This window comes from Williamsia sp. Leaf354 (assembly GCF_001424365.1).
Taxonomy (GTDB): domain Bacteria; phylum Actinomycetota; class Actinomycetes; order Mycobacteriales; family Mycobacteriaceae; genus Williamsia_A.
The window spans coordinates 157,992-180,811 of record NZ_LMPL01000004.1 but is presented as its reverse complement, the minus strand read 5'-3'; the positions used below and the strand labels follow the sequence as shown (position 1 = coordinate 180,811).

Here is a 22,820-nt window from a genome sequence, read left to right as displayed (position 1 = left end):
AGGCCCGCGGCCGCGATCGGGGACACTGGTGGCGTGACGGCGACAGCACTCGACGGCAAGGCCACCCGCGACGAGATCTTCGTCGACCTCGCGGCGCGCGTGGCGACGCTCCGTGAGGCCGGGGTCACCCCGGGCCTCGGCACGGTCCTCGTGGGCGACGACCCGGGATCGCAGGCCTACGTCCGCGGCAAGCACGCCGACTGCGCGAAGGTCGGCATCGCGTCACTGCGCCGCGATCTGCCCGCCGACACCACCACCGAACAGCTCAACGCCGTCATCGACGAGCTGAACGCCGATCCGGCCTGCACCGGCTACATCGTGCAGTTGCCGCTGCCCCCGCAGCTCGACGACAACGCCGCCCTCGAACGCATCGATCCCGGCAAGGACGCCGACGGCCTGCACCCGATCAACCTCGGCCGCCTCGTGCTCGGCACCGACGCGGCACTGCCCTGCACCCCCCGCGGTGTCGTGCACCTGCTGCGCCGCTACGACATCCCCATCGCCGGGGCGCGCGTCGTCGTGGTCGGTCGCGGCGTCACGATCGGTCGTCCGATCGGACTGCTGCTCACACGCCGCAGCGAGAACGCCACGGTCACGCTGTGCCACACCGGGACCACCGATCTCGCCGCCGAGGTCGCGCGTGCCGACATCGTCGTCGCGGCGGCCGGCGTACCGCATCTCATCACCGCCGACATGGTCAAACCCGGTGCGGCCGTACTCGACGTCGGGGTGAGTCGGACCGACGCCGGCCTCGTCGGCGACGTCGCCCCCGACGTGTGGGACGTCGCCGGTCACATCTCGCCGAATCCCGGCGGTGTGGGTCCGCTGACCCGCGCATTCCTGCTCGTCAACGTCGTCGAGCGGGCCGAGGCCCTGCTGCGGCAACGCACGTCGTGAGCGGTCGCCGGCGATGAGCAGCCGCGGCCCCGGCCGCTCGGTCGAGGACGTCCGTCGTGCGCGCCGTCGACGCTCGGTCCTGGTGCAGATCCCATTCGCGGTCGTGCTGGCGTTCGTGGCCGTGGCCCTGATCTTCCTGATCCTGGACCGCTGGCGACGGGGAGCCTTCGTGTTCGGCGGCGGGGCACTGGTGGCAGCTCTCCTGCGAGCGGTGCTGCCGAGTTCGCGCGTAGGACTGCTCCAGGTCAGAGGCCGTTTCGTGGACGTGGTGGCCATGGCGATCGCCGGTGGCGCGATCATCTGGCTGGCCGCCTCGATCGACGCCCTGGGCACCGGTATCGATCAATAGTCGGTCGCTTTCCCCTCCGCCCACCGACTATTCTCGATCGCGATGACGGCCACCTCTGCGACCAATCCGCGGCCGCCGATCACCACTCTGGGAGTGTCGGCCGGCGGGGGCATGACCCACTGTGCCCTGGTCACGGTCGATGACCACGAGCGCCTCGTCGTCGACTCACGGGTCATCGAGGTCGACCACACCGACCGACTCGACCGCGCCGGCAGGGTGAACGCGGGCATCGATCTGATGCTCGGCAGCGCCGCGTCCGCGGGCCTGTCGGTCGCCGCCATCGGTGTCGCGTCCCGTGACTCCGGTCACCGCGCTGGGTTCTCGTCGCGGGGGTCGGGTCCCCGGCGGCAGATCCATCTGCTCGGCGACGCCGAATCGGTCGCCCACGCGTTGGCCGAGTCGGGTGAGATCGCCGCGCACGAGGAGACGATCCTGATCGACTGCGGAGACACCGGTGTGACGATCTCGCGGCTCGACCCGGCGACGGGAAAGCTCACCGCCGCAACGCGGTCGACCGTGATGTCGGGACACGCCATCGACGGCGCCCTCGCCGATCTCGTCGGTGACGACCTGCCCTCGACCACACGCGCCTCGCGCCGGGCGCTCATCAGCGCCTGTCGAACCGCGAAAGAGGAACTGGCCGAACAGGATGCGACGACCATCCTCGTGCGGGGACGACCGGTGCCGATCACCGCGGACATGGTGTCGGCGGTGAGCGAGCCGATGGCCGAGCGCCTCGCCGACGCGGTCGCGGACTACGTTCGTGCACAGTCGATCCCGGAGGACACCGCGCTGGTGTTGGTCGGCGGTGTCGCGAACATCGCCGCGGTGCGCCGGGTCCTCGAGCACGCCACGAAGGGGCCGGTCGTCGTCGCGTCGACCCCCGATCTCCTGGGCGCCGTCGGCGCGGCGCTGCTGGCGCGCCCCAATCGGTCCTCGGCGCTGCGCCTGGCGTTCATCGGTGGTCGCGGACACCGCGACTGGTGGTCGGCGGTACCGCTGGCGATCGTGGGATGTTTCCTCGCGGTCGCGATGCTCGCGGTCTACGCCTTCACCGCCGCACTCGACGGATCGTCCTCGCCCGTGCGCGACGTCGAGGTCACCGCGACGACGGCGGCACGTCCCGACGCCCCCACCGCGGACCGGCCGGACACCGCCACGCCGGTCGTCCGGACGACCGACGCCCGACCCACGGCGCCGAACGAGCAGGCGCCCAGCCGGTCGATCGTCGTGCAGCCGACCGAGACGGCCGACCTGCCCACCACCACGACCTCGCCCACGCTGGGTTATCCGAACGGTGGGATGGATCGACGCCAGGAACGTCCCTGGGCGACAACCGAATTGCCGACCCCCGAGGACACCTCGGGCCCGACGTCGACGATCAGCGCCACCAGTCCGCAGCTGACCCCCAACGTGCCGGGACCTCCAGAGACCTCCGGATCGCCATCGGGTTCGGGACCGCAGACCTCGCCGCCACTGTTGTCCCCGGTGGTGCCGACGGATCTCCGCTCGCTCACGCCGTATCCGCTCGTCCCGATACCCGCACCGCGTTCGACGCCGGCGCCGGGGTCGGTCACGCCGTCGGTGACACCCGCACCCTGACGCACCGGAACACCGCTGCCCGACCGGTCAGCCGCGGGCGAGTTCCATCGTTCGCTTCAGCAGATCGGCGATCGCGTCGAACTCGGTGAGGAAGCCGTCGTGTCCGCTGTCGGACTGGATGACGTGCAAGCCGCCGACGCAGCCGGGCATCAGGCTGGCGATCTCGGCCTGGGTTCGCAAGGGGTACAACCGATCCGACGAGATCCCGCCGACGATCACGGGCACCTCGCAGCTGCGCAGCGCGGCCTCGGCGCCACCGCGGTTGCGTCCGACGTCGTGGTGGTTGAGCACCTCGCTCAGGACCACGTAGCTGCCGGGATCGAAGCGACCGGCGAGCTTGTCGGCCTGGTGTTCGAGGTAGCTCTGCACGGCGTAGCGGCCGCCGGCGAGCGGGACCTCTTCTCCCTGAGGATCATCGGCGAACCGCTGGTCGAGTTCGATCTCCGAGCGATAGGTCAGGTGGGCGATGCGACGGGCGATGCCGAGGCCGGCGACCGGACGCACGTCGGTGCCGTGGTAGTCGCCGCCCCGCCAATCCGGGTCGGAGGTGATGGCGGCGATCTGTGTGGTCTGGGTGCCGATCTGATCGGCCGTGGCACGCGGTCCGACGGCCAGCACCAGTCCGCTGCGAACCCGCTCGGGATAACCGATCATCCACTCGAGCGACCGGGCACCACCCATCGAGCCGCCGAGAACCGCTGCCACCGTTCCGATCTCGAGTGCATCCATGAGAGCGACCTCGGCGCGGACCTGGTCGAGCACGGTGATGTGGGGGAAGCGTGAACCCCAGGCCCGGCCGTCGGGACCCGGCGACGCCGGGCCTGTCGACCCGCCGCAACCACCGAGGACGTTCGCCGAGATCACGCACCACTCGTCGGTGTCGACCGCGCAGCCGGGGCCGATGAGGCCGTCCCACCATCCGGGGAGCGGGTGACCGGGCCCCGGGGCGCCGACGACATGGGAGTCACCGGTGAGCGCATGCAGCGTCAACACGACGTTGTCGCGGGCCGGCGACAACGTGCCCCAGCGTTGGAACGCCAGGGTCACGTCGTCGATCCGGCCACCGTTGTCGAGTTCCACCGAACCCACGGACGCATAGGTCAACTCGCCGTCGGGGAGACTCTCCCAGTCGGGCGGCGCGGAGACCCCACCGGCGACGGTGGACGTTCGGGGTTCGGTGGTCACGATCAGTTCGCCGCCCGGAATCCCGTCTCGAGGTCGGCGATGATGTCGTCGATCCCCTCGATACCGACCGCCAGACGCACCAGTCCCGGTGTGACACCTGCGGAGACCTGCTCCTCGGGGGTCAGCTGCGAGTGGGTGGTCGAGGCGGGGTGGATCACCAGCGACCGCACGTCACCGATGTTGGCGACGTGGCTGTGCAGGGTGAGCGCGTCGACGAAACGCTTGCCTGCGTCGACGCCGCCGACGATCTCGAAGGCGACGATCGCGCCCTGGCCGCGCGGTGCGAGCTGCTGTCCGCGCTCGTACCACGGCGACGACGGCAGGCCTGCGTAGGCGACCGACTCGACCTGGCTGTGACCCTCGAGGAACTCGGCCACCTTGCGGGCGTTGGCGACGTGGCGCTCGATACGCAGGCTCAGGGTCTCGAGGCCCTGCGCGATGAGGAACGCGTTGAACGGTGCGATGGCCGCGCCGGTGTCACGCAGCCACTGCACGCGCGCCTTGAGCGCGAACGCCGGTGCGCCGAGATCGGCGAACACCGCACCGTGGTAGCTCGCGTCGGGGGTGGTGAAGCCGGGGAACAGATCCTGCCCGTCGCGCTGGACCCGCCAGTCGAAGGTGCCGCCGTCGACGATCACGCCGCCGACCGCGGTGCCGTGGCCACCGATGTACTTGGTCGCCGAGTGCACCACGATGTCGGCACCGTGGGCCAGCGGCTGGATGAGGTACGGGGTCGCCACCGTGTTGTCGACGATCAGCGGCACACCGGTCTCGTGCGCGAGCGCCGAGACGGCCGGGATGTCGAGGATCTCGTTGTTCGGGTTGGCGATGGTCTCGCCGTAGAACGCGCGGGTGTTCGGACGGATCGCCGCCCGCCACGACTCGATGTCGTCGGGCTGCTCGACGAACGACACCTCGATGCCCAGCTTCGGCAGCGTGTAGTGGAAGAGGTTGTACGTGCCGCCGTAGAGACGGGGGCTCGACACCACGTGACCACCGGTCTCGACCACGTTGAGGATCGCGTAGGTCTCGGCGGCCTGACCCGACGACACCAGCAACGCGGCGACGCCGCCTTCGAGGGCGGCGAGACGCTGCTCGACGGTGTCCTGCGTCGGGTTCATGATGCGGGTGTAGATGTTGCCGGGCTCGGCGAGTCCGAACAGGTCGGCGGCATGCTGGGTGTCGCGGAAGGTGTACGAGGTGGTCTGGTAGATCGGCAGTGCACGGGCCGAGGTCGCCGCGTCGGCGGTCTGCCCGGCGTGGACCTGCTTGGTCTCGAAGGCCCAGTGGGAGGTGGGGTCGACCTCGGCGGCGTCGACGGTTGCTTCAGACATCTTCGGAAACAGCTCTCTTTCGGTCGGTGGGGCGACAGTGCCCCGTGGGTCCGACCATCGGACCCGCGCTTGCTGCGGAGCGTCGCCTTCGGCGAACGCCCACAACCTGGTCTTTCACCCGGAGCACCCCACCGCGGTTGGAGGGTTGCCGATCAGCGAGCCGGGGCTTGGCGCTGATACTCATGACCTGGCGTCAAGGATATAACATCGCCGATTTCGTCCCGAAAGGATCCCGCGCAGCCAGATTCGAAAGAATCGCCCTCGCGTACCGTGTGCCCGGAATCTTTTCCCGACCTCATGACGTTGAGGTTCTCTGTGCGCGGCGAGAGATCGCCGACGCGTCCCTGGCGCCCACCGGTGTGCGTCTCCCGAGTTCTGTCGCGAGAGGTTGCCTCATGCCCGTGTCCACCACCGCCCGCCGCAACGCGATCCTCGCGCTGGCCCTGGGTGGCTTCGGTATCGGCACGACCGAGTTCGTGTCGATGGGACTGCTGCCGAGCATCGCCGACTCACTGCGGATCTCCGAGCCCACCGCGGGCCATGTCATCTCCGCCTACGCACTCGGCGTCGTCGTCGGGGCACCCCTGATCGCCGCGGCCACCGCGCGGATGTCGCGACGTGGCCTGCTGATCACGCTGATGGTGGCGTTCACCGTCGGCAACGCCGCGACCGTCGTCGCCCCGACCTACGGCACCCTGATGGCCGCGCGCTTCGTCGCGGGCCTCCCGCACGGGGCCTACTTCGGCGTCGCCGCCCTGGTGGCCGCGCACCTCGCGGGACCGGGCAGTCGCGCCAAGGCGGTCGGACAGGTGATGCTGGGACTTAGCGTCGCCAACGTCGTCGGTGTCCCCGCCGCCACATGGCTCGGTGAGGCATTCGGCTGGCGCACCGCCTTCGGCGTGGTCGTCGTCATCGGTCTCGCCACCATCGCATCGCTCCTGCGGTATCTGCCGTCGCTGACGGGCATGACCGCGAGCAACCCGGTCACCGAGCTCGGCGCCCTCGCCCGACCGCAGGTGTGGTTCACCCTGCTCATCGGCGTCGTCGGATTCGGCGGCATGTTCGCCTTCTACACCTACATCCACACCACTCTCACCGACGTCTCCGGCCTGCCCGGCGGTCTCGTCCCGTTCGCGTTGATGCTGTTCGGCATCGGCATGGTGGTCGGCAACATCGTCGGCGGTGCGCTCGCCGACCGGTCGGTGATCGGCACCATGGTCGCGGGACTCGTGGCCATCCTGGTCAGTCTCGTGGTGTTCGCCGTGGTGGCGGGGACCGTGTGGGCCGCGCTGCCACTGGTGTTCGCGGTCGGGGTGACCGGTTCGGCGCTCGTCCCGGCGTTGCAGACGCGTCTGATGGATGTGGCCGACGACGCGCAGACCCTGGCGGCGGCGCTGAACCACTCGGCGCTCAACATCGCCAACGCCGGCGGCGCCTGGCTCGGCGGGCTGGTGATCAGCGCCGGCTACGGCTACCGCGCCCCGTCGCTGCTCGGTGCGGCGCTCGCCGCGGCCGGACTGGTGGTCCTCGGGGTGACGCTGCTGGCGCACCGTCGCACCGACGGTGTGGTGGCCCACGACACCCACACCGATCGCCATAGTGACCTCGGCGAGGCGAAGCCGGTTGCGGCGCAGGAGATCACCGCCGTCCACTGATGTCGGGACCCCTCGCTACACTCGCCGCGTGTCCCTCACCATCACCTCGGTCAACGTCAACGGTATCCGCGCCGCGGTGAAGGAGCGCAACCCCCACAACCCGGGGATCCTGCCCTGGCTGGGCGCGCCCACGGGCCACCGGTTCGTGCTCCTGCAGGAGATCCGCGCGTCCCGCGATCAGGCGGTCGAGGCGCTCGCACCGGCCCTCGACGCGGGGTGGTCGCTGTCGATGACGGAATCGTCGGTGAAGGGCCATGCGGGCGTCGGTGTCCTCGGCACCGTCGCCCCCGACGCCGTGCGCGTCGGCTTCGGCAGCGAGGAGTTCGACGGCACCGGCCGCTACCTCGAGATCGACGTCGCCGCCGACGACGAGTTCCCGGCGCTGACCCTGGGGTCGCTCTACCTGCCCAAGGGCGCGTCCGACGGACCCAAGCGGGACGAGAAGTTCCGCTTCCTCGACGAGTTCGGCGCCCACCTCGACACGTTGTCCCGGCGACGGCGCGGGGTAATCGTCGGTGGCGACTGGAACATCGCGCACAGCGAACTCGACCTCAAGGCGTGGAAGACCAATCAGCGCAGCCCGGGATTCCTCCCCGAGGAGCGTGCGTGGGTCGGGGGACTGCTCGACCGCTCCTGGGTCGACGTGACACGAGCGCTCGTCGGCGACGAGCCCGGTCCCTATTCGTGGTGGTCGTGGCGCGGCAAGGCGTTCGACAACGACTCGGGCTGGCGTATCGACTACCACCTCGCCAATCCGGTGATGGCGCGCCGGGCGCGCGCCACCCGCGTCGAGCGTGCCGACGCCTATGACCGGCGGTGGTCCGACCACGCACCGGTCACCGTCGAATTCGCTTGAGGCCGGATGAAACAATGCCCCTCATGAGCAACACCGCACGCGTCCTCTCCGGTATCCAACCGACCAGTGACTCCTTCCACCTGGGCAACTACCTCGGCGCGGTGCGGCAATGGGTGGCGCTGCAGGACGATTTCGAGGCCTACTACTTCATCCCGGACATGCATGCGATCACCGCGCCGCACGACCCGGCGGCCCTGCGGGAGCGGACGCTCGTCAGCGTCGCGCAGATGCTCGCCGTCGGGGTCGACCCCGAACGATCGACGATCTATGTCCAGTCGCATGTGCCCGAGATCGCGCAGCTGACGTGGGTTCTGTCGTGCATCACCGGTTTCGGTGAGGCGAACCGCATGACGCAGTTCAAGGACAAGGCGGCCAAGCAGGGAACCGACTCCGCCGGCGTCGGCCTGTTCACCTATCCCATCCTGATGGCCGCCGACATCCTCGCGTTCCAGGTCGACCGGGTGCCCGTCGGTGAGGACCAGCGCCAGCACCTCGAACTCACGCGAAACCTGGCGCAGCGCTTCAACTCCCGTTTCGGCGAGACGTTCACGGTGCCCGAGGCGCACATCGTGGCCGAGACCGCGAAGATTTACGACCTGCAGAACCCGACGGCGAAGATGAGCAAGTCAGCCGATTCCGACGCCGGACTCATCAACCTGCTCGACGACCCGAAGCGTTCGGCGAAGAAGGTCCGTTCGGCGGTCACCGACAACGAGCGGGAGATCCGACTCGACTGGGAGAACAAGCCCGGTGTCAGCAACCTGCTGAGCATCCAGTCCGCGCTGACCGGCACCCCCGTCGACGACCTCGTCGCAGGGTACGAGGGCAAGGGGTACGGCGACCTCAAGGTCGACACCGCCACCGTGCTGGCCGACTTCGTGGCGCCACTGCGAGGGCGTGTCGACGAGCTGATGTCCGACCGCGCTGAGCTGGACGCGATCCTCGCCCGCGGTGCCGACCGTGCCCGAGAGGTCGCCGCGCAGACGCTGGCGAGCGCCTATGACAAGGTGGGGTTCCTGCCGCGGCGATGACGCGAGCGAGGACGAGTCGACGAGCGGAGTGACCATGGCCGACACCGACGAGACATCGACCGAGAAGGGACCATCGCGCCTCGAACAGCTGCGGGCGCGGTATCCCTGGCTCGACCACCTGGTCCGCGCCGGTGGGCGCTATCAGGATTCCAAGGGCGACTTCTTCGCCGCGGGGGCGACCTACTTCAGCATCCTGGCGCTGTTCCCGCTCCTCATGATCAGCTTCGCCGCAGCGGGATTCGTCTTCGCCGCCAGTCCCGGGCTCCTCGACGACGCGAAGAACAAGATCGCCGACTCGGTCCAGGGCGACATGGGCAATCAGCTCCAGGACCTCATGGACCAGGCGATCAGCTCCCGTGCGTCGATCGGCGTGATCGGGCTGGTGCTCGCGCTGTACTCCGGGCTGGGGTGGATGGCCAACCTGCGCAACGCCCTGACCGTGCAGTGGGGAGCCGAGCCCCCGGCGTCGACGTTCGTCAAGACCAAGATCGGTGACCTGGGTGCCCTGCTGGGGCTGTTCCTCGCGCTGGTGGTGTCGTTCGGACTGTCGGCGATCGCGGGGAGCGGACTGACCACGACGATCCTCGAGTTCGTCGGGCTCGATCACGTGCCCGGAGTGTTCATCGTCGTCCGCGTGCTGTCGATCGTGGTGTCGTTGGTCGCCTCGACGCTGCTGTTCACCTGGGTCATCGCCCGGTTGCCGCGGATCCCGCTGCCGTATCGCAACGCCGCGAAGGCCGGTCTGCTCACCGCGGTGATCTTCGAGATCTTCAAGTTCATCGCGACCTTCTACCTGAAGGGCGTCACCAGCGGTCCGGCCGGAGCCACCTTCGGCCCCATCATCGGCATCATGGTGTTCGCCTTCTTCACCACGCGGATCATCCTTTTCGCGACCGCTTGGGCGGCGACCGATCCGATGAACGCGCAGTACCAGGCCGCCCAGGTACCCGATCCGGTGACGATCGCGCCCGTGGTCGCGATCCGGCCCGAGCCGTCAGGGGTCACCCTCGCGGCGACCGCTCTCACGGGCGCGGCGGCCGCACTCGGGTACTCACGACTGCGCGCACGCCGACACCGACGCTGAACGCGTCAGCGTGACCGGCGGTTGACCCGCAACGCCGCATAGACCAGGCCGAGGATGACGACGAGCCCGATGCCGCCGAACAGCAACCGGTCGGTCCACGGTGAGCCGCCGGCGCCGTCCTCGGACGAGGGGTAGGCGACCGCACCGCTGTGGCCGTCGCCGGACGACGACCGGCCGGTCGACGGGTCCGACGCCGAGTCGGAGGTGTTCTCCTCGACCAGACGCCCGACCGATTCGCCCGTCGGGATGCCGAATCCGTGGTCGAGGAGCCCCTTCGCCTGGTCCCAGTAGGAGTCGTCGACCTCGTTGAGGCCGTACATCTGCACCACGATCAGGGTGCGTCCGGACCGCTCGACCGCGCCGACAAAGGTCTTGCGCGCGTCGTCGGTGTACCCCGTCTTCCCGCCGATCGTGCCGGGGTAGTCGTCGAGGAGCAGTCGGTTCTGGGTCTGCATCATGTAGCCCGGGTGCGGTTTGTCGTTCTGCACGTCGGCGAGCGGCGGGTAGCCCGGGAACGGCGCGTTCTTGTGTGAGATGAGATCGCGGAACGTCGAGTTCTTCAGGGCCGCGCGGAAGATCAGCGCGAGGTCGTAGGGGGAGGTGCTCATGCCGGGGGCGTCGAGGCCCGAGGGTGACGCCGCGCGGGTGTCCTCGGCGCCCAGTCGGTGGGCCATCTCGTTCATCTTCCCGACCGCGACCTCGTAGCCGCCGAGTTCCCGGGCCAGTGCGTTGGCGCAGTCGTTGCCCGACACCATCAGCAGGCCCTGCAGCAGCTGCCGCACGGTGTAGCGGCCGTCGGGACCGATGCCGGCCGAGTCGCCCTCCATGCTGTAGTCGGCGCGGGTACCGGTGACGGTGGTGTCGAGATCGAGTTCGTCGAGGGCGACCAGTGCCAGCAGCGTCTTGATGGTGCTGGCGGGACGGTAGCGGCCGTGCGGGTCCTTCGCGGCGAGGACGGCGCCGGTTCCCGCGTCGGCGACCAGCCAGCCGGCCGAGGTGATCCCGCGGGGGATCGACGCGGCGTTGCCGGCGGTGACGACGCCACACGCCCCGAGCTTCTCGCCGCCGACCGGCGGATCGGGCACCGGTAGCGGAGCCGGGGCCGCCTGCCCCGAGGGCGGTACCTCCGAGGTGTCCACGGCTGCCGCAGGGGATGTGCGGTAGGGGCAGCTCTCGGTGTTCGGTGTGCTCGGCGGCCCTGCCGTCGGCGTCGGGACGACGGGGTCCGCCGACACCGCGGGGGCGCCGAACGTCGCGCACGCGACGACCACGGCGACGGCCGACACCGACGCGGCGAGGATTCGGGACGATCGGCGCAGGGCTGGCATCGAGGTCGAAAGTACCCCGACGAGCCTCAGGCCCCGAGGAACCGCGCGGCGCGTGCCCCCCATCCGCGGACGTGGTCGGGTTCGGTGGCGATCTCGAGCGTCGCGTCGGGGAGGAGTTCGGCGAGCCGTTGTGCGGTGCTGACCGGGTGTCCGGCGTCGGTGTCCCAGGGCAGCAGCAGCGTGGGGTGGGTGATATGCGTGACGCTCTCGACGTCGGGGAGGTCGGATTGCGCCGCGCCTCTCATCACCGAGGGCAACAGCGAGACGTCGACGGCGGGGGGACGCGGCTCGGTCGACCATCCGCCCGCAGTGATGATCGGCGGCGGAGGCATGGCGGACACCATCGCGAACAGGGCCTCGAGACCCTCGTTCTCGAGGAGGGTCGCAGTGCTCAGGTACCCGCTCGAGTGGCCCGCGCGTGTCTCCCAGGCGGTGGGAGTGAGCGACAGGACGAGTCGTCGGAAGCGGTGGGGAGCGCGCAGGACGGCCCAGAGGATGGCGGCCGAGCCCATCGATGCACCGATGGCGTCGACGGGTTCCTCGGGCGAGACCGCGTCGATCACTGCCAACAGGTCATCGGCGAGCGCGGTCCAGATGTAATCCGCCGGGACCGGGCGTCCGGTCGACTCGCCGTGGCCGCGCGCGTCGAACCGCACGAGCTCGCGGTCGTCGCCGTCGACGGGCGTCCAGTCGAAGATGCCGCTCTCGTCGTCGAACCGGCGGCTGGAGGACATGCCGTGGGCGTAGACGGCGATCGGTCGCGCCCCCGACGGGCGGTCGACAGCGAGATCAGCACCGTCGCGGGGGATTCGGAGGTCGGTCACCGGGCAGACGATAGGCGTAGGCCGAAACTGTACGGATGTCGGGAACCGTTTTCGGGCTCGGGAACAATCCTCGGCCCGGATGGCGTTACATCACCCGACGGGCTCGATTCACTGCCCCGGGTACCACCCCATTTGCCGCCACGAGCGGCCTTCTGCCGAGAGGCGCAATGGCGGGTCCGTCCTCCGCGTGGCCGTCCACCCCCGATCGGGGTGGGCGGCCCGCTGTGCGTCGGCACCCGGTCAGATGCTCCCGGTGAACCGGTCAGATCTTCCCGGTGAACCGGTCAGATCTTGCTGTAGGCCTCGGTGAGGACGCCGCGCAGGATCGATTCGATCTCGTCGAACTCGCGCTGCCCGCATATGAGCGGCGGCGCGAGCTGGACGACGGGATCGCCGCGATCGTCGGCGCGGCAGTACAGCCCGGCCTCGAACAGTGCGTGTGACAGGAACCCGCGCAGGACCCGTTCGGACTCGTCGGCGGTGAACGTCTCCTTCGTGGCCTGGTCCTTGACCAGTTCGATCCCGTAGAAGTAGCCCTCTCCGCGGACGTCGCCGACGATCGGCAGATCCTTGAGTCGCTCCAGGGTCGAGCGGAACGCGCCGGCGTTGTTCTTGACGTTGTCGGTGATGCCCTCGCGCTCGAAGATGTCGAGGTTGGCCAGCGCGACGGCCGCCGAGACCGGATGACCGCCGAAGGTGTAGCCGTGTGCGAACGAGGTCACGCCGTCGTCGAACGGCTCGAAGAGCCGGTCGCTGGCGATCATCGCGCCGATGGGCGAGTACCCCGAGGTCATGCCCTTGGCGCACGTGATGATGTCGGGCACGTAGCCGAAGTCGTCGCAGGCGAACATCGAGCCGATGCGCCCGAAGGCGCAGATGACCTCGTCGGAGACCAGCAGCACGTCGTACTCATCGCAGATCTCGCGCACCCGCTCGAAGTACCCGGGCGGCGGCGGGAAGCAGCCGCCCGCGTTCTGTACGGGTTCGAGGAACACCGCGGCGACGGTGTCGGGGCCCTCGAACTCGATGGCCTCGGCGATGCGGTCGGCGGCCCAGCGCCCGAACGCCTTCGGGTCGTCGGCGTGTTCGGTGGCGCGGTAGAAGTTGGTGTTGGGCACGCGGAACGCCCCGGGTGTCAGCGGCTCGAAGTCCTGCTTCATCGCCGGGATGCCGGTGATGGCGAGCGCTCCCTGCGGCGTGCCGTGATAGGCGACGGCACGGGAGATCACCTTGTGCTTGTAGGGCTTTCCGGTCAGCTTGAAGTATTTCTTGGCCAGCTTCCACGCACTCTCGACCGCCTCGCCGCCGCCGGTGGTGAAGAAGACGCGGTTGAGGTCGCCGGGGGCGTGGTGGGCGAGTCGTTCGGCGAGCTCTATCGCCGGCGGTGTCGCGTAGGACCAGAGCGGGAAGAAGCCCAACGTCTGAGCCTGATTCGCGGCGGCGCGTGCGAGCTCTTCACGACCGTGGCCGACCTGCACGACGAACAGCCCCGACAGTCCGTCGATGTAGCTGCGACCGCGGTCGTCGAAGATGCGATGCCCCTCGCCGCGCGTGATCACCGGCGGGGTGATGTGTTCGCCGTGACGGGCGAAGTGGCCCCAGAGGTGCCGGGCGCTGCGGGCGCCGAGGTCGGAGCCCGCGGCATCGGAGGAGGAGCTCACGGGCATCGCTGTGGTGGTCATCGGGTTCCCCAGTTGTATTGCTGTTTGACGAGTTTCAGGTAGACGAGCGTCTCGGTCGCGGTGACACCGGGCTGGGTGCGGACCGTGCGGTTGAGCAGGTCCAACAAGCCGTCGTCGTCTTCGCAGACCACCTCGATCATGATGTCGAAGCTGCCCGCGGTGAGGACGACGTAGTCGATCTCGGGGATCTCGGCGAGATTCTTGGCCAGTGCCACCGAGTCGCCCGTGCAGCGGATGCCGATCATGGCCTGCCGGGCGAATCCGACCTGCAACGGGTCGGTCACCGCGACGATCTGCAGAACGCCACTGTCGCTGAGCTTTTGGACGCGATTGCGCACCGCGGCCTCCGACAACCCGATCGACTTGCCCACCGAGGCATACGACCGACGGCCGTCGGTCTGCAACGCTTCGATGATCTGTTTGGAGACGTGATCGAGGTCTTTGGCCACAGCGCCATCGTGACGGATTCCGCAGATTCGTGCAACAAAAACCACCGATCCAGTGGTCTGTGGCCAGATTTGATGGTGCATTTCGTCGTCGTTCACCTACCATCGGACACATGCCGCCAACTCTGCCCGCCGGATGGGTGTCCGGGAGGGACTTCGTCGCCGCGGGCCCTGTGCACACCGTCGTCGACCCCTCGACCGACCTACCCGTCGCGCAGATGGCGTTGGCAACCGCCGCCGACGTCGACACCGCTGTCACCGTGGCGCGCGCCGCTCTACCCGGCTGGTCGGGTGCCACGCCGGCGACGCGCAGTGCCGTGTTGCGGCGTCTCGCCGTCATCCTCGAGCGCGAGTCCGCTGCCCTGGCCGCGCAGGAGGTGAGCCAGACGGGCAAACCGATCCGGCTGGCCACCGAGTTCGATCTCCCGGGCGCGGTCGACAACACCGACTTCTTCGCCGGCCTCGCCCGCGCACTCGAGGGAAAGGCCGCCACCGAGTACTCCGGTGGCCACACCTCCTCGATCCGCCGGGAGGCCGTCGGCGTCGTCGCGTCGATCACGCCGTGGAACTATCCATTGGGCATGGCGGTCTGGAAGGTGATGCCCGCGTTGGCCGCCGGGTGCACCGTCGTCCTCAAACCGGCCGAGCTCACGCCACTCACCACGCTCACCCTCGCGCGCCTGGCCACCGAGGCCGGCGTCCCCGACGGTGTCCTCAACGTCCTCACCGGAACCGGCGCCGAGGTGGGCGCCGCACTCGCCGGTCACCGCGGCGTCGACGTGGTGACCTTCACCGGCTCCACCGGTGTGGGACGGCGTGTGATGGCGGCCGCCGCCACACGGGGCACCCGCGTACAGCTCGAGCTCGGCGGCAAGGCGCCGTTCCTCGTGTTCGACGACGCCGACCTCACCGCCGCCGTCCACGGAGCGGTCGCCGGGGCGCTCATCAACTCCGGTCAGGACTGCACCGCGGCCACCCGCGCCATCGTCGCGCGGCCTCTGTACGACGACTTCGTCGACGGCGTCGCCGAGGTGATGTCGCGGGTACGGATGGGCGACCCCACCGATCCCGCCACCGACATGGGTCCACTCATCTCCCGCGCCCATCGCGACAAGGTGGCCGGGATGGTCTCACGCGCAGCCGCTTCGGGCATCCGCGTGGTGACCGGCGGGACCGTCCCGTCGGGTCCGGGCGCGTACTACCCGCCGACCCTGCTCGCCGAGGTCGACGAGGACGCGGAGGTGTACCGCGACGAGGTGTTCGGTCCGGTGCTCACCGCCAGCGCGTTCGACGACGATGACGACGGCATCCGACGCGCCAACGACACCGACTACGGGCTGGCGGCCTCGGCGTGGACACGTGATGTCTACCGCGCGCAGCGGGCCGCACGCGACATCCGCGCGGGATGCGTGTGGATCAACGACCACATCCCGATCGTCAGCGAGATGCCGCACGGCGGATTCGGGGCCTCGGGATTCGGCAAGGACATGTCGGCCTACTCCCTCGACGAGTACCTCTCGATCAAGCACGTGATGAGCGACATCACCGGGGTGGCCCGCAAGCCCTGGCACCGAACGATATTCGCAGCGGAGGAAGCGTGACCGCCCCTGCCTGGGCCGAGGAGCCGACCGAGCGCGGCCGCCGCATGATCGCCGACGCCGTGCGCCGACCGTTCTGGCTCGATCGCCCCGAACGTCCCGAGGCACGGCCGGCGCTGCGCGGGGACCGTCGATGCGACCTGCTGGTGATCGGCGCCGGCTTCACCGGACTGTGGGCCGCGGTGCAGGCCATCGAGGCCGACCCCGACCGCCAGGTGATCCTCGTCGATCGCGACCGGGTGGCCGAGCAGGCGTCGGGACGCAACGGCGGATTCTGTTCGGCGAGCATCACCCACGGACTGTCGAACGGGATGTCGCGCTTCGCCGACGAGCTGCCGACGTTGCTGCGCATGGGGGACGAGACGCTCGACGAGATCGAGAAGGCGGTGCACCGCCTCGGTGTCGACGCCGACCTCGAACGGACCGGTGAACTCGACATCGCCAACTTCGACTGGCAGGTCGATGCGGTCCGTGACGGGGTGGAGGAGGCCGTCGCCCTGGGACGCGACACCACCTTCCACGACGAGGAAGACGCCCGATCGAAGGTGCGGTCGCCGATGGTGGCGGCCGCCGCCCACGACCCGGCGGTCATCATGCTCGACCCGGCCAGACTCGCATGGGGGCTCGCCGCCGCCGCGGAGCGTCTCGGCGTCGTGATCTGTGAGAACACCGAGATCACCGGCCTCCGCCGCCGTGGCCGAGGTGTGCACGCCGAGTCGCCGCGGGGGTCGGTGACCGCGAACAAGGTCATCGTGGCCACGGCCGCGGCGCGGCCCCTGCGGCGGTGGAACCGGTGGGGGACGGTCCCGGTGTGGGACTACGTGCTGATGACCGCGCCGCTCACCGACGCCCAACGGGCATCGATCGGCTGGGACGGCCGCGAGGGGCTGGCCGACGGCGGCAACCGCTTCCACTACTTCCGGCTCACCACCGACAACCGGATCCTCTTCGGGGGATGGGATGCGGTGTACCGCTACGGATCCGACCGCGAAGACCGCCACAGCAGCGACGACCACGAGTTCGCCGTCCTCGCCGAACACCTCCTGCAGATGTTCCCCCCACTCGAGGGCATCGCGATCACCCACGCGTGGGGCGGCGCCATCGACACCAGCTCGCGGTTCTGCGCCTACTGGCACACCAGCATGCGCGGACGCGTCGTGTCGGTGCTCGGATTCACCGGGTTGGGCGTCGGCGCATCGCATTTCGGTGCCCGCACCGCGCTCGACCTCGTCGACGGTCACGACACCGAACGCACCCGCCTGCAGATGGTGCGCACCCGACCCATCCCGTTCCCACCCGAACCGCTGCGCTGGATCGGGATCACCATCACCCGCCGACAGTTCGCCCGCGCCGACCGCTCACAGGGTCGCCGCGGGATCTGGCTGCGCACCATGGACAGGGTCGGGCTGGGTTTCGACAGCTGATCGCTCCGCGATCGGATTCGACAGTTGATCGCTCCGCGATCGGTTTCGACGGCTGATCGCTCCGCGATCGGATGTGCGGCGAACGACCTCGCGTACGTTTGATGGGGTAAGTCACCGTCGACTGCGAGGATCCCCTCATGACCGATCAGACCAGCGTCACCGTCGAGCGTCTCATCGACGCATCCGCCAAGGATGTCTTCGACATCCTGACCAACCCCAAGCGCCACGTGGAACTCGACGGCTCCGGTTTCGTGCGTGGCGACGAGAACGGCGAGCGGATCAGCGCCGTGGGTGATGTGTTCACGATGAACATGGACGGCCCGCACATGGGTGGCGAATACAAGACCGACAACCACGTCAGCGGGTTCGCCAAGGACAAGCTGGTCGCGTGGAAGACCGCGCCGGCCGGCACCGAGCCGCCCGGGTGGGAATGGCTGTGGGAGCTCGACTCCCAGGGCCCCGATTCCACCCTCGTACGTCTCACCTATGACTGGTCGAAGGTGACGGACAAGAAGCTGCTCGAGCAGATCAAGTTCCCGCTCGTCAGCGAGGGTGAGCTCGAGGACAGCCTCGGTCGCCTCGCGGCCGCGACGACCGGCTAGGTCGCCCCTGGGGCGCGACGCCTCAGTCGGCGGCCTTGGGCACCACGATCATCGGCGCGGTGGTGTTCCGCAGGATGCGCGCCGCCGTCGATCCGAGGAACGCGCGACTCGGCGGGCCCAGGCGCGCCGAACCGACCGCGACGAGATCACCCTCACCCCAGCGCAGGCTGTCGAGCGCCTCCGAGAGGGTGTCGCCGTCGGCGACCACCGATTCCACCGACAGCGTCGACGGCGCACGCCGCGTCGCCTCGTCGAGGATGTCGGTCGCCGCGGAGATGTGTCGAGCACGGGTCTGCGCCGACGTCTCGGTGTCCAGATCGCCTGCGTCGTCGAGGGATACCAGCGACACCAGGCGCAGCGCGAGATGTGCTTCCTCCGCGAGGGCCACCGCGAACGGCAGTGGGTTGTCGCTGCGACCGGTTGTCGGTACCGCGACGGTGAGGGAGTCGAGGACGACCTCGTCACGCTCGGCGTACCCCCGGGGTGCCAGCGCCACCGGCAGCGGTGACCAGTGCACGAGTTCGGAGCTGATGGAGCCGAGCGTGTGGCGGCCGAGCAGTCCGTCGCGCGTCCCGCCGACCACGATCAGGCCCGCGCCGGAGGCGTCCGCGAAGTCGATCAACCCCTCTGTGAACGACTCCGCGACCGGCGTGTGGACCTCGACGGTGAGGTCGTCGGGCACGAGATCGGACCCCGCCGCGACCCACTCGCGGGCGCGGCGGATCAACATGTCCTGGTACGCGGCGCGGCCCGGCGTCCCGTCGGGCTCCTCCGACCGCACCACGCACACGAGATCGATGCAGGCGCCGGTGGCGCGGGCCAGGGCGACGGCGAGTGCGACACCGTCGTCGCCGGATGCGGTGGCCAGATAGCCGACGGTGATGCGCGCGGGCGCCGCGTGGGTGTCGACGGAGTTCGTTGTGTCAGTAGACATCGGGGACCTTCACCTCGGTGCCGGCGTTGAGAGAGCGGCCGCTGAAGAACTCCCGGCCGCCGGCCACGCACAGCAACATCAGGGGGATACCGAGCACCAGCATCCCGACGCCGAGGATGAACACCCCGCCGATGCCGCCGAACGACGTCGACCCGTAGTCGGGCTTGATCATGTCGATGGAGCTCTGCACGAACGCCCACGTCATGGCGAGTGCTCCGAGCAGCGGGAACAGCCCGCGCATCAGGAAGTTCCGCAGCGAGACGAACAGGGTGCGACGGAAATACCAGACGCAGGCGTACGCGGTGATGCCGTAGTAGAAGGCGACCGCCAGCCCCAGCGACGACACCGAGTCGCCGAGTGTGTCCTCGCTGGCCAGGGCGAGCACCAGGTAGAAGAACAGGGCGGCGCCACCCATGACCGCGGTACCGAACGCGGGCGTCATGTACTTCGGGTGGATGCGGGCAAAACGTCGCGGCAGAGCCTGATAGACCGCCATCGACAGGGTGCCACGCGCCGTCGGCAGGATCGTCGACTGCGTGGACGACAAGGCCGAGATCGACACCGTCAGCAGCAGCAGGGACGACATGACCACTCCGGCAACGGGATCGCCGAGGATGGTCAGCACGTCGTCGGCGTTGTCGGGATTGTTGAGGCCGATACCCGTCTCGCCGAATCCGGCGAACGACTGCACCGCGTAGGCGACCAGCACATAGGTGCACACGAGGATCAGGGTCGTCAGGACGGCCGCGCGACCGGGGGTCTTCGTCGAGTCCTTCGTCTCCTCACCGACGGCGAGACAGGCATCCCAGCCCCAGTAGATGAAGATGCACAGGATGATCGCCGCCGCGAGTTGCGAGGAGGTCACCCCGCTCGGCCACAGCCAGTCCCAGCTCGGCGAGATCGCCTGCGGCCCGGCCTTGTCGAAACCGACCTTCACCAACGCGATGACGCTGGCGACGATCAGGACCCCGAACTGCACCGCGATGAGGACGTTCTGCATCCGCTCGCTGATGAGGATCCCGCGGATGCTGACCCAGGTCATCGCGATGATGAAGAAGCACCCGACGCCGACCTTCACGAGGAGGTTGTCGGCCAGCGACTCCAGGCCGAGGAACTTGAAGAGGTAGATCGCGGCGATCTCGGCCACGTTGGCCAGCACGATGATCGCCGACACGGCCAGGCCCCAGCCGCCCATCCACCCGATCCACGGACCGAACGCCTTCGTCGCCCAGGTGAAGGTGGTGCCGCAGTCGGGGGTGTCCTCGCCGAGTTCCCGGTAGGCGAAGGCGATGAGCAGCATCGGGATGAACGCGAGGACGAACATGGCCGGCGCCTTCGTGCCGACCTCGGCGACCACGTACCCCAAGGTCGCGGCGAGGCTGTAGGCCGGTGCCACGGCGGAGAGTCCGATGACGACGTTGCCGACGAGCCCCAGGGACCCGGCGCGGAGACCCTTGTCGGACGCGGGGGCCGGGAGCATGGGCGACGGCTTCGATACTGCCATGTGGGAACAGTACGGTTTCGGTCGTGATCACGCGTGACAACGACGGATTTGTTTTCTGTGCGGTAACACGACGACTGATTCAGTCGTCTCACGACCTGTGACGCTGGTTCAGGTCGACCGCATTCCGCCGCGGCTACTGTCTATGGGTGATCGATGCACTCGTCGAATGGCTGCTCGACCTGCCCCCGTGGGTGGCGTTGGGCATGGCCTTCCTGTTCCCCGCCCTCGAGGCGTCGATCTTCGTCGGCGTCGTGGTACCCGGCGAGATCGCGGTTCTCATCGCGGGTGTCATCGCCAACGGAGGCCGACTCGAGCTGTGGGAAGTCCTCGTGGCCGCCGTCGCCGGCGCGATCATCGGCGACTTCATCGGGTTCGAGGTGGGTCGACGCTGGGGCACCACCCTGCTCGCGAAGCTGCCCGAGCGGCTCGTGAAACCCGAGCACGTCGAGCGCGGCCGGGAGGCGTTGCGCAAGCGCGGTGCCGTCGCGGTGCTGTTCGGCCGGTGGATCGCAGCCCTGCGCGCGCTGATCCCGGGGCTGGCGGGGATGAGTGAGGTCCGGTTGCGGACCTTCGTGATCGCCAACGCCATCGGCGGCACCATCTGGGCGTGCGTGGTCGGATCGCTCGGCTACATCGCCGGCAAGTCCTACAAGACCGTCGAGAAAGACCTCGGATACACCTCGTATGTCTTCATCGCGCTGTTCGTCGTCGTCGCGGTCGCGCTGTACGTCCGGCACCGGATGCGTGCCCGTCGCTCGTCGCAACCGACCGGCACCCCGGCCGATCAGTCGAAGAGTATGACCTGACGGATCGCGGTCCCGTCGGCGAGCGCGTCCATCGCCGAGTTGATGTCGCTCAGGCGGATCCGCGACGAGATCAGCCTCTCCACCGGTAGCCGCCCCTCTCGCCACAGCTGCTCGTACACCGGGATGTCGCGGGCCGGGACCGCCGAGCCGAGGTAGCTGCCGACGATGGTGCGCGCACCGGCGACCAGTCCGAGCGGGGCGATCGACGACCGCGCGTCCGGCGACGGCAGGCCCACGGTGACGGTGATCCCGCCGGGTGCGGTCGCGGCGACGGCCGTCTCGAACGCCTTCGCGTTGCCCGCGGCCTCGATGACGATCGGGGCGGTGATGCCCAGTTCGGCGACCTCGGCGGGGGAGTAGACCGCGGCGGCGCCGGCGTCGGTGGCGGCGGCGAGTTTCTCGGGCAGGGAGTCGACGGCGATCACGTCGCCGGTCTCGAGGGACAGAGCGGTCAACACCGCGGCCATGCCGACGCCGCCGAGTCCGACCACCATCACCGACTGCCCGGGCTCGGGTTTGCCCGCGTTGATGACGGCGCCGCCTCCGGTGAGGACGGCGCACCCGAGGACCGCGGCGATCTCGGCGGGTACGTCGGCGCCGACGACCACCGCCGACCGGCGGTCGACCACCGCGTGGGTGGCGAAACCGGAGACCCCGAGGTGGTGGTGCACGGTCGTCTCGGGATCGGCGGGGTCGTGCAGGCGGCGGTCGCCCTCGAGGAGAGTCCCCGCGTTGTTGGCCGCCGATCCCGGCGCGCACGGCAGCCGGCCGTCGGTGGCGCACTCGGTGCACTCGCCGCAGCGGGGAAGGAACGCCATGACCACCCGGTCGCCGATGGCGACGTCGTCGACGCCCTCGCCGAGGGATTCCACGATGCCCGCGGCCTCGTGTCCGAGGGCCATCGGCAGGGGGCGCAGGCGGTTCCCGTCGACGACCGACAGATCGGAATGACAGACACCGGCGGCTTCGATGCGGACGCCGATCTCCCCGGGGCCGGGCTCGTCGAGGTCGAGCTCGCGTACGACCATCGGGGTCGAGTCGGAGTAGGGCCGCGATCGGCCGGATTCCACCAGAACCGCTGCGTCGATCTTCATCGGTCGTCCCTGTCTCGTGTGTCGGTCTCGTCGGATGTCGTCGTACGTCCACTGATGTCGGCGGTGGCCAGCAGTGCGCGGATGTCGTCGGGGATCGGGACGGGTCGGCGGGTGGTGGTGTCGACGTAGACGTGTACCCACCGGCCCCGTGCCGCGATCGTCGGTGGTGCGGCGTCGGAGTCGGTCGTCCCGGCGAAGAGCCCGAGGTCGTAGGTGACGCTCGACGAGCCGAGTCGGGCGACGGCGATGGCGACGGTCACCGGTTCGGGGAACTGCACCGACGAGAAGTAGCGGCAGCCGGACTCGACCACCACGCCCTGCGCGGCCGATGTCGTCGCGTCGACCCCTGTCGCCTCGATGATCCAGGCGTTGATGGCGGTGTCGAACAGTTGGTAGTAGACGGCGTTGTTGAGGTGGCCGTACATGTCGTTGTCGGCCCAGCGCGTGGTCATCGGCCGTGCGACCGGGAAGTGGCCGAGTGCGGGCCTGTCGTCGTTCGTCACCTGTGGCGCTCCTCGTCCCCGCTCCGGTCTGTGCCGTCGGCACACGTCGAACCCGATTTCCGCCCGGTCGGCACCGGTGGGA

At 69.3% G+C, this 22,820-nt stretch carries 21 protein-coding genes and 1 riboswitch; of the genes, 11 read left to right on the top strand and 10 right to left on the bottom strand.

Going from position 1 to position 22,820, the window contains the following annotated elements; all coding sequences use genetic code 11:
* Positions 1-33: 33 nt before the first annotated feature.
* From ASG12_RS15325 to ASG12_RS15315, 3 genes are read left to right on the top strand one after another with little or no spacing between them, the layout of a single operon-like run.
* The gene (locus tag ASG12_RS15325; protein WP_200932799.1) at positions 34-897 is read left to right on the top strand and encodes a bifunctional methylenetetrahydrofolate dehydrogenase/methenyltetrahydrofolate cyclohydrolase; all 864 of its coding nucleotides are present in this window, start codon (positions 34-36) and stop codon (positions 895-897) included.
* A gap of 13 nt (positions 898-910) precedes the next feature.
* Positions 911-1,246 carry a DUF3017 domain-containing protein gene (locus ASG12_RS15320; RefSeq protein WP_055791390.1) on the top strand — a complete coding sequence of 112 codons (336 nt, stop codon included), beginning with the start codon at positions 911-913 and terminating at the stop codon, positions 1,244-1,246.
* A gap of 42 nt (positions 1,247-1,288) precedes the next feature.
* Positions 1,289-2,848, top strand: coding sequence for a hypothetical protein (locus ASG12_RS15315; RefSeq protein WP_055791388.1), 1,560 nt, complete (start codon positions 1,289-1,291; stop codon positions 2,846-2,848).
* A 27-nt stretch (positions 2,849-2,875) separates the two neighbouring features.
* Here the strand turns inward: ASG12_RS15315 and metX are convergent, their stop codons facing one another.
* Positions 2,876-4,033, bottom strand: coding sequence for a homoserine O-acetyltransferase MetX (metX, locus tag ASG12_RS15310; protein ID WP_156378132.1), 1,158 nt, complete (start codon positions 4,031-4,033; stop codon positions 2,876-2,878).
* Between the two features lie 2 nt (positions 4,034-4,035).
* The gene (locus ASG12_RS15305; RefSeq protein ID WP_055791383.1) at positions 4,036-5,367 is read right to left on the bottom strand and encodes a bifunctional o-acetylhomoserine/o-acetylserine sulfhydrylase; all 1,332 of its coding nucleotides are present in this window, start codon (positions 5,365-5,367) and stop codon (positions 4,036-4,038) included.
* A gap of 60 nt (positions 5,368-5,427) precedes the next feature.
* Positions 5,428-5,555, bottom strand: a riboswitch (SAM riboswitch).
* Positions 5,556-5,762: 207 nt separating this feature from the next.
* Between ASG12_RS15305 and ASG12_RS15300 the strand changes: the two genes are divergently transcribed.
* From ASG12_RS15300 to yhjD, 4 genes are read left to right on the top strand one after another with little or no spacing between them, the layout of a single operon-like run.
* On the top strand, positions 5,763-7,022 hold the full coding sequence (locus tag ASG12_RS15300) for an MFS transporter (protein WP_162243432.1): 1,260 nt from the start codon (positions 5,763-5,765) through the stop codon (positions 7,020-7,022).
* A gap of 28 nt (positions 7,023-7,050) precedes the next feature.
* The gene (locus tag ASG12_RS15295) at positions 7,051-7,878 is read left to right on the top strand and encodes an exodeoxyribonuclease III (protein WP_055791380.1); all 828 of its coding nucleotides are present in this window, start codon (positions 7,051-7,053) and stop codon (positions 7,876-7,878) included.
* Positions 7,879-7,901: 23 nt separating this feature from the next.
* Entirely contained in the window at positions 7,902-8,909 is a 1,008-nt protein-coding gene (trpS, locus tag ASG12_RS15290) for a tryptophan--tRNA ligase (protein ID WP_235457130.1), read from the top strand.
* Positions 8,910-8,943: 34 nt separating this feature from the next.
* Positions 8,944-9,993 (top strand): inner membrane protein YhjD, encoded by a 1,050-nt coding sequence (gene yhjD, locus ASG12_RS15285; protein ID WP_055791374.1) that lies wholly within the window; start codon positions 8,944-8,946, stop codon positions 9,991-9,993.
* Positions 9,994-9,998: 5 nt separating this feature from the next.
* Here the strand turns inward: yhjD and ASG12_RS15280 are convergent, their stop codons facing one another.
* The 4 genes from ASG12_RS15280 to ASG12_RS15265 form a co-directional block, all read right to left on the bottom strand.
* Positions 9,999-11,321 carry a D-alanyl-D-alanine carboxypeptidase family protein gene (locus ASG12_RS15280; protein ID WP_055791371.1) on the bottom strand — a complete coding sequence of 441 codons (1,323 nt, stop codon included), beginning with the start codon at positions 11,319-11,321 and terminating at the stop codon, positions 9,999-10,001.
* A gap of 26 nt (positions 11,322-11,347) precedes the next feature.
* Positions 11,348-12,145, bottom strand: coding sequence for an alpha/beta fold hydrolase (locus tag ASG12_RS15275; RefSeq protein WP_156378131.1), 798 nt, complete (start codon positions 12,143-12,145; stop codon positions 11,348-11,350).
* 284 nt (positions 12,146-12,429) lie between these two features.
* On the bottom strand, positions 12,430-13,827 hold the full coding sequence (locus ASG12_RS15270; protein ID WP_045822106.1) for an aspartate aminotransferase family protein: 1,398 nt from the start codon (positions 13,825-13,827) through the stop codon (positions 12,430-12,432).
* Positions 13,824-14,357, bottom strand: a complete 534-nt coding sequence (locus tag ASG12_RS15265; protein WP_082502047.1) for an Lrp/AsnC family transcriptional regulator — start codon at positions 14,355-14,357, stop codon at positions 13,824-13,826. Before ASG12_RS15265 ends, ASG12_RS15270 begins: the two co-directional genes overlap by 4 nt.
* Before the next feature lie 29 nt (positions 14,358-14,386).
* Here ASG12_RS15265 and ASG12_RS15260 point away from each other — a divergent pair, with 29 nt between their 5' ends.
* The 3 genes from ASG12_RS15260 (at position 14,387) to ASG12_RS15250 (ending at position 17,897) form a co-directional block, all read left to right on the top strand.
* Positions 14,387-15,874 carry an aminobutyraldehyde dehydrogenase gene (locus ASG12_RS15260; protein WP_055791365.1) on the top strand — a complete coding sequence of 496 codons (1,488 nt, stop codon included), beginning with the start codon at positions 14,387-14,389 and terminating at the stop codon, positions 15,872-15,874.
* Positions 15,871-17,295, top strand: a complete 1,425-nt coding sequence (locus ASG12_RS15255; protein WP_235457121.1) for an NAD(P)/FAD-dependent oxidoreductase — start codon at positions 15,871-15,873, stop codon at positions 17,293-17,295. The genes ASG12_RS15260 and ASG12_RS15255 overlap by 4 nt, the downstream gene beginning before the upstream one ends.
* Before the next feature lie 137 nt (positions 17,296-17,432).
* The gene (locus tag ASG12_RS15250) at positions 17,433-17,897 is read left to right on the top strand and encodes an SRPBCC family protein (protein ID WP_055791362.1); all 465 of its coding nucleotides are present in this window, start codon (positions 17,433-17,435) and stop codon (positions 17,895-17,897) included.
* A gap of 22 nt (positions 17,898-17,919) precedes the next feature.
* Here ASG12_RS15250 and ASG12_RS15245 read toward each other — a convergent pair whose 3' ends face one another.
* Both ASG12_RS15245 and ASG12_RS15240 read right to left on the bottom strand, forming a co-directional pair.
* Positions 17,920-18,831, bottom strand: coding sequence for a universal stress protein (locus ASG12_RS15245; protein ID WP_055791360.1), 912 nt, complete (start codon positions 18,829-18,831; stop codon positions 17,920-17,922).
* Positions 18,821-20,335, bottom strand: coding sequence for an APC family permease (locus ASG12_RS15240; RefSeq protein WP_055791357.1), 1,515 nt, complete (start codon positions 20,333-20,335; stop codon positions 18,821-18,823). The genes ASG12_RS15245 and ASG12_RS15240 overlap by 11 nt, the downstream gene beginning before the upstream one ends.
* A gap of 146 nt (positions 20,336-20,481) precedes the next feature.
* On the opposite strand from ASG12_RS15240, the gene ASG12_RS15235 reads away from it, so the two are divergent.
* On the top strand, positions 20,482-21,141 hold the full coding sequence (locus ASG12_RS15235; RefSeq protein ID WP_055791354.1) for a DedA family protein: 660 nt from the start codon (positions 20,482-20,484) through the stop codon (positions 21,139-21,141).
* Here ASG12_RS15235 and ASG12_RS15230 read toward each other — a convergent pair.
* Both ASG12_RS15230 and ASG12_RS15225 read right to left on the bottom strand, forming a co-directional pair.
* Positions 21,120-22,235, bottom strand: coding sequence for an alcohol dehydrogenase catalytic domain-containing protein (locus ASG12_RS15230; protein ID WP_055791351.1), 1,116 nt, complete (start codon positions 22,233-22,235; stop codon positions 21,120-21,122). The two genes, ASG12_RS15235 and ASG12_RS15230, sit on opposite strands and share 22 nt — an antisense overlap.
* On the bottom strand, positions 22,232-22,687 hold the full coding sequence (locus ASG12_RS15225) for an acyl-CoA thioesterase (protein ID WP_082502095.1): 456 nt from the start codon (positions 22,685-22,687) through the stop codon (positions 22,232-22,234). The genes ASG12_RS15230 and ASG12_RS15225 overlap by 4 nt, the downstream gene beginning before the upstream one ends.
* Between the last annotated feature and the right edge of the window lie 133 nt (positions 22,688-22,820).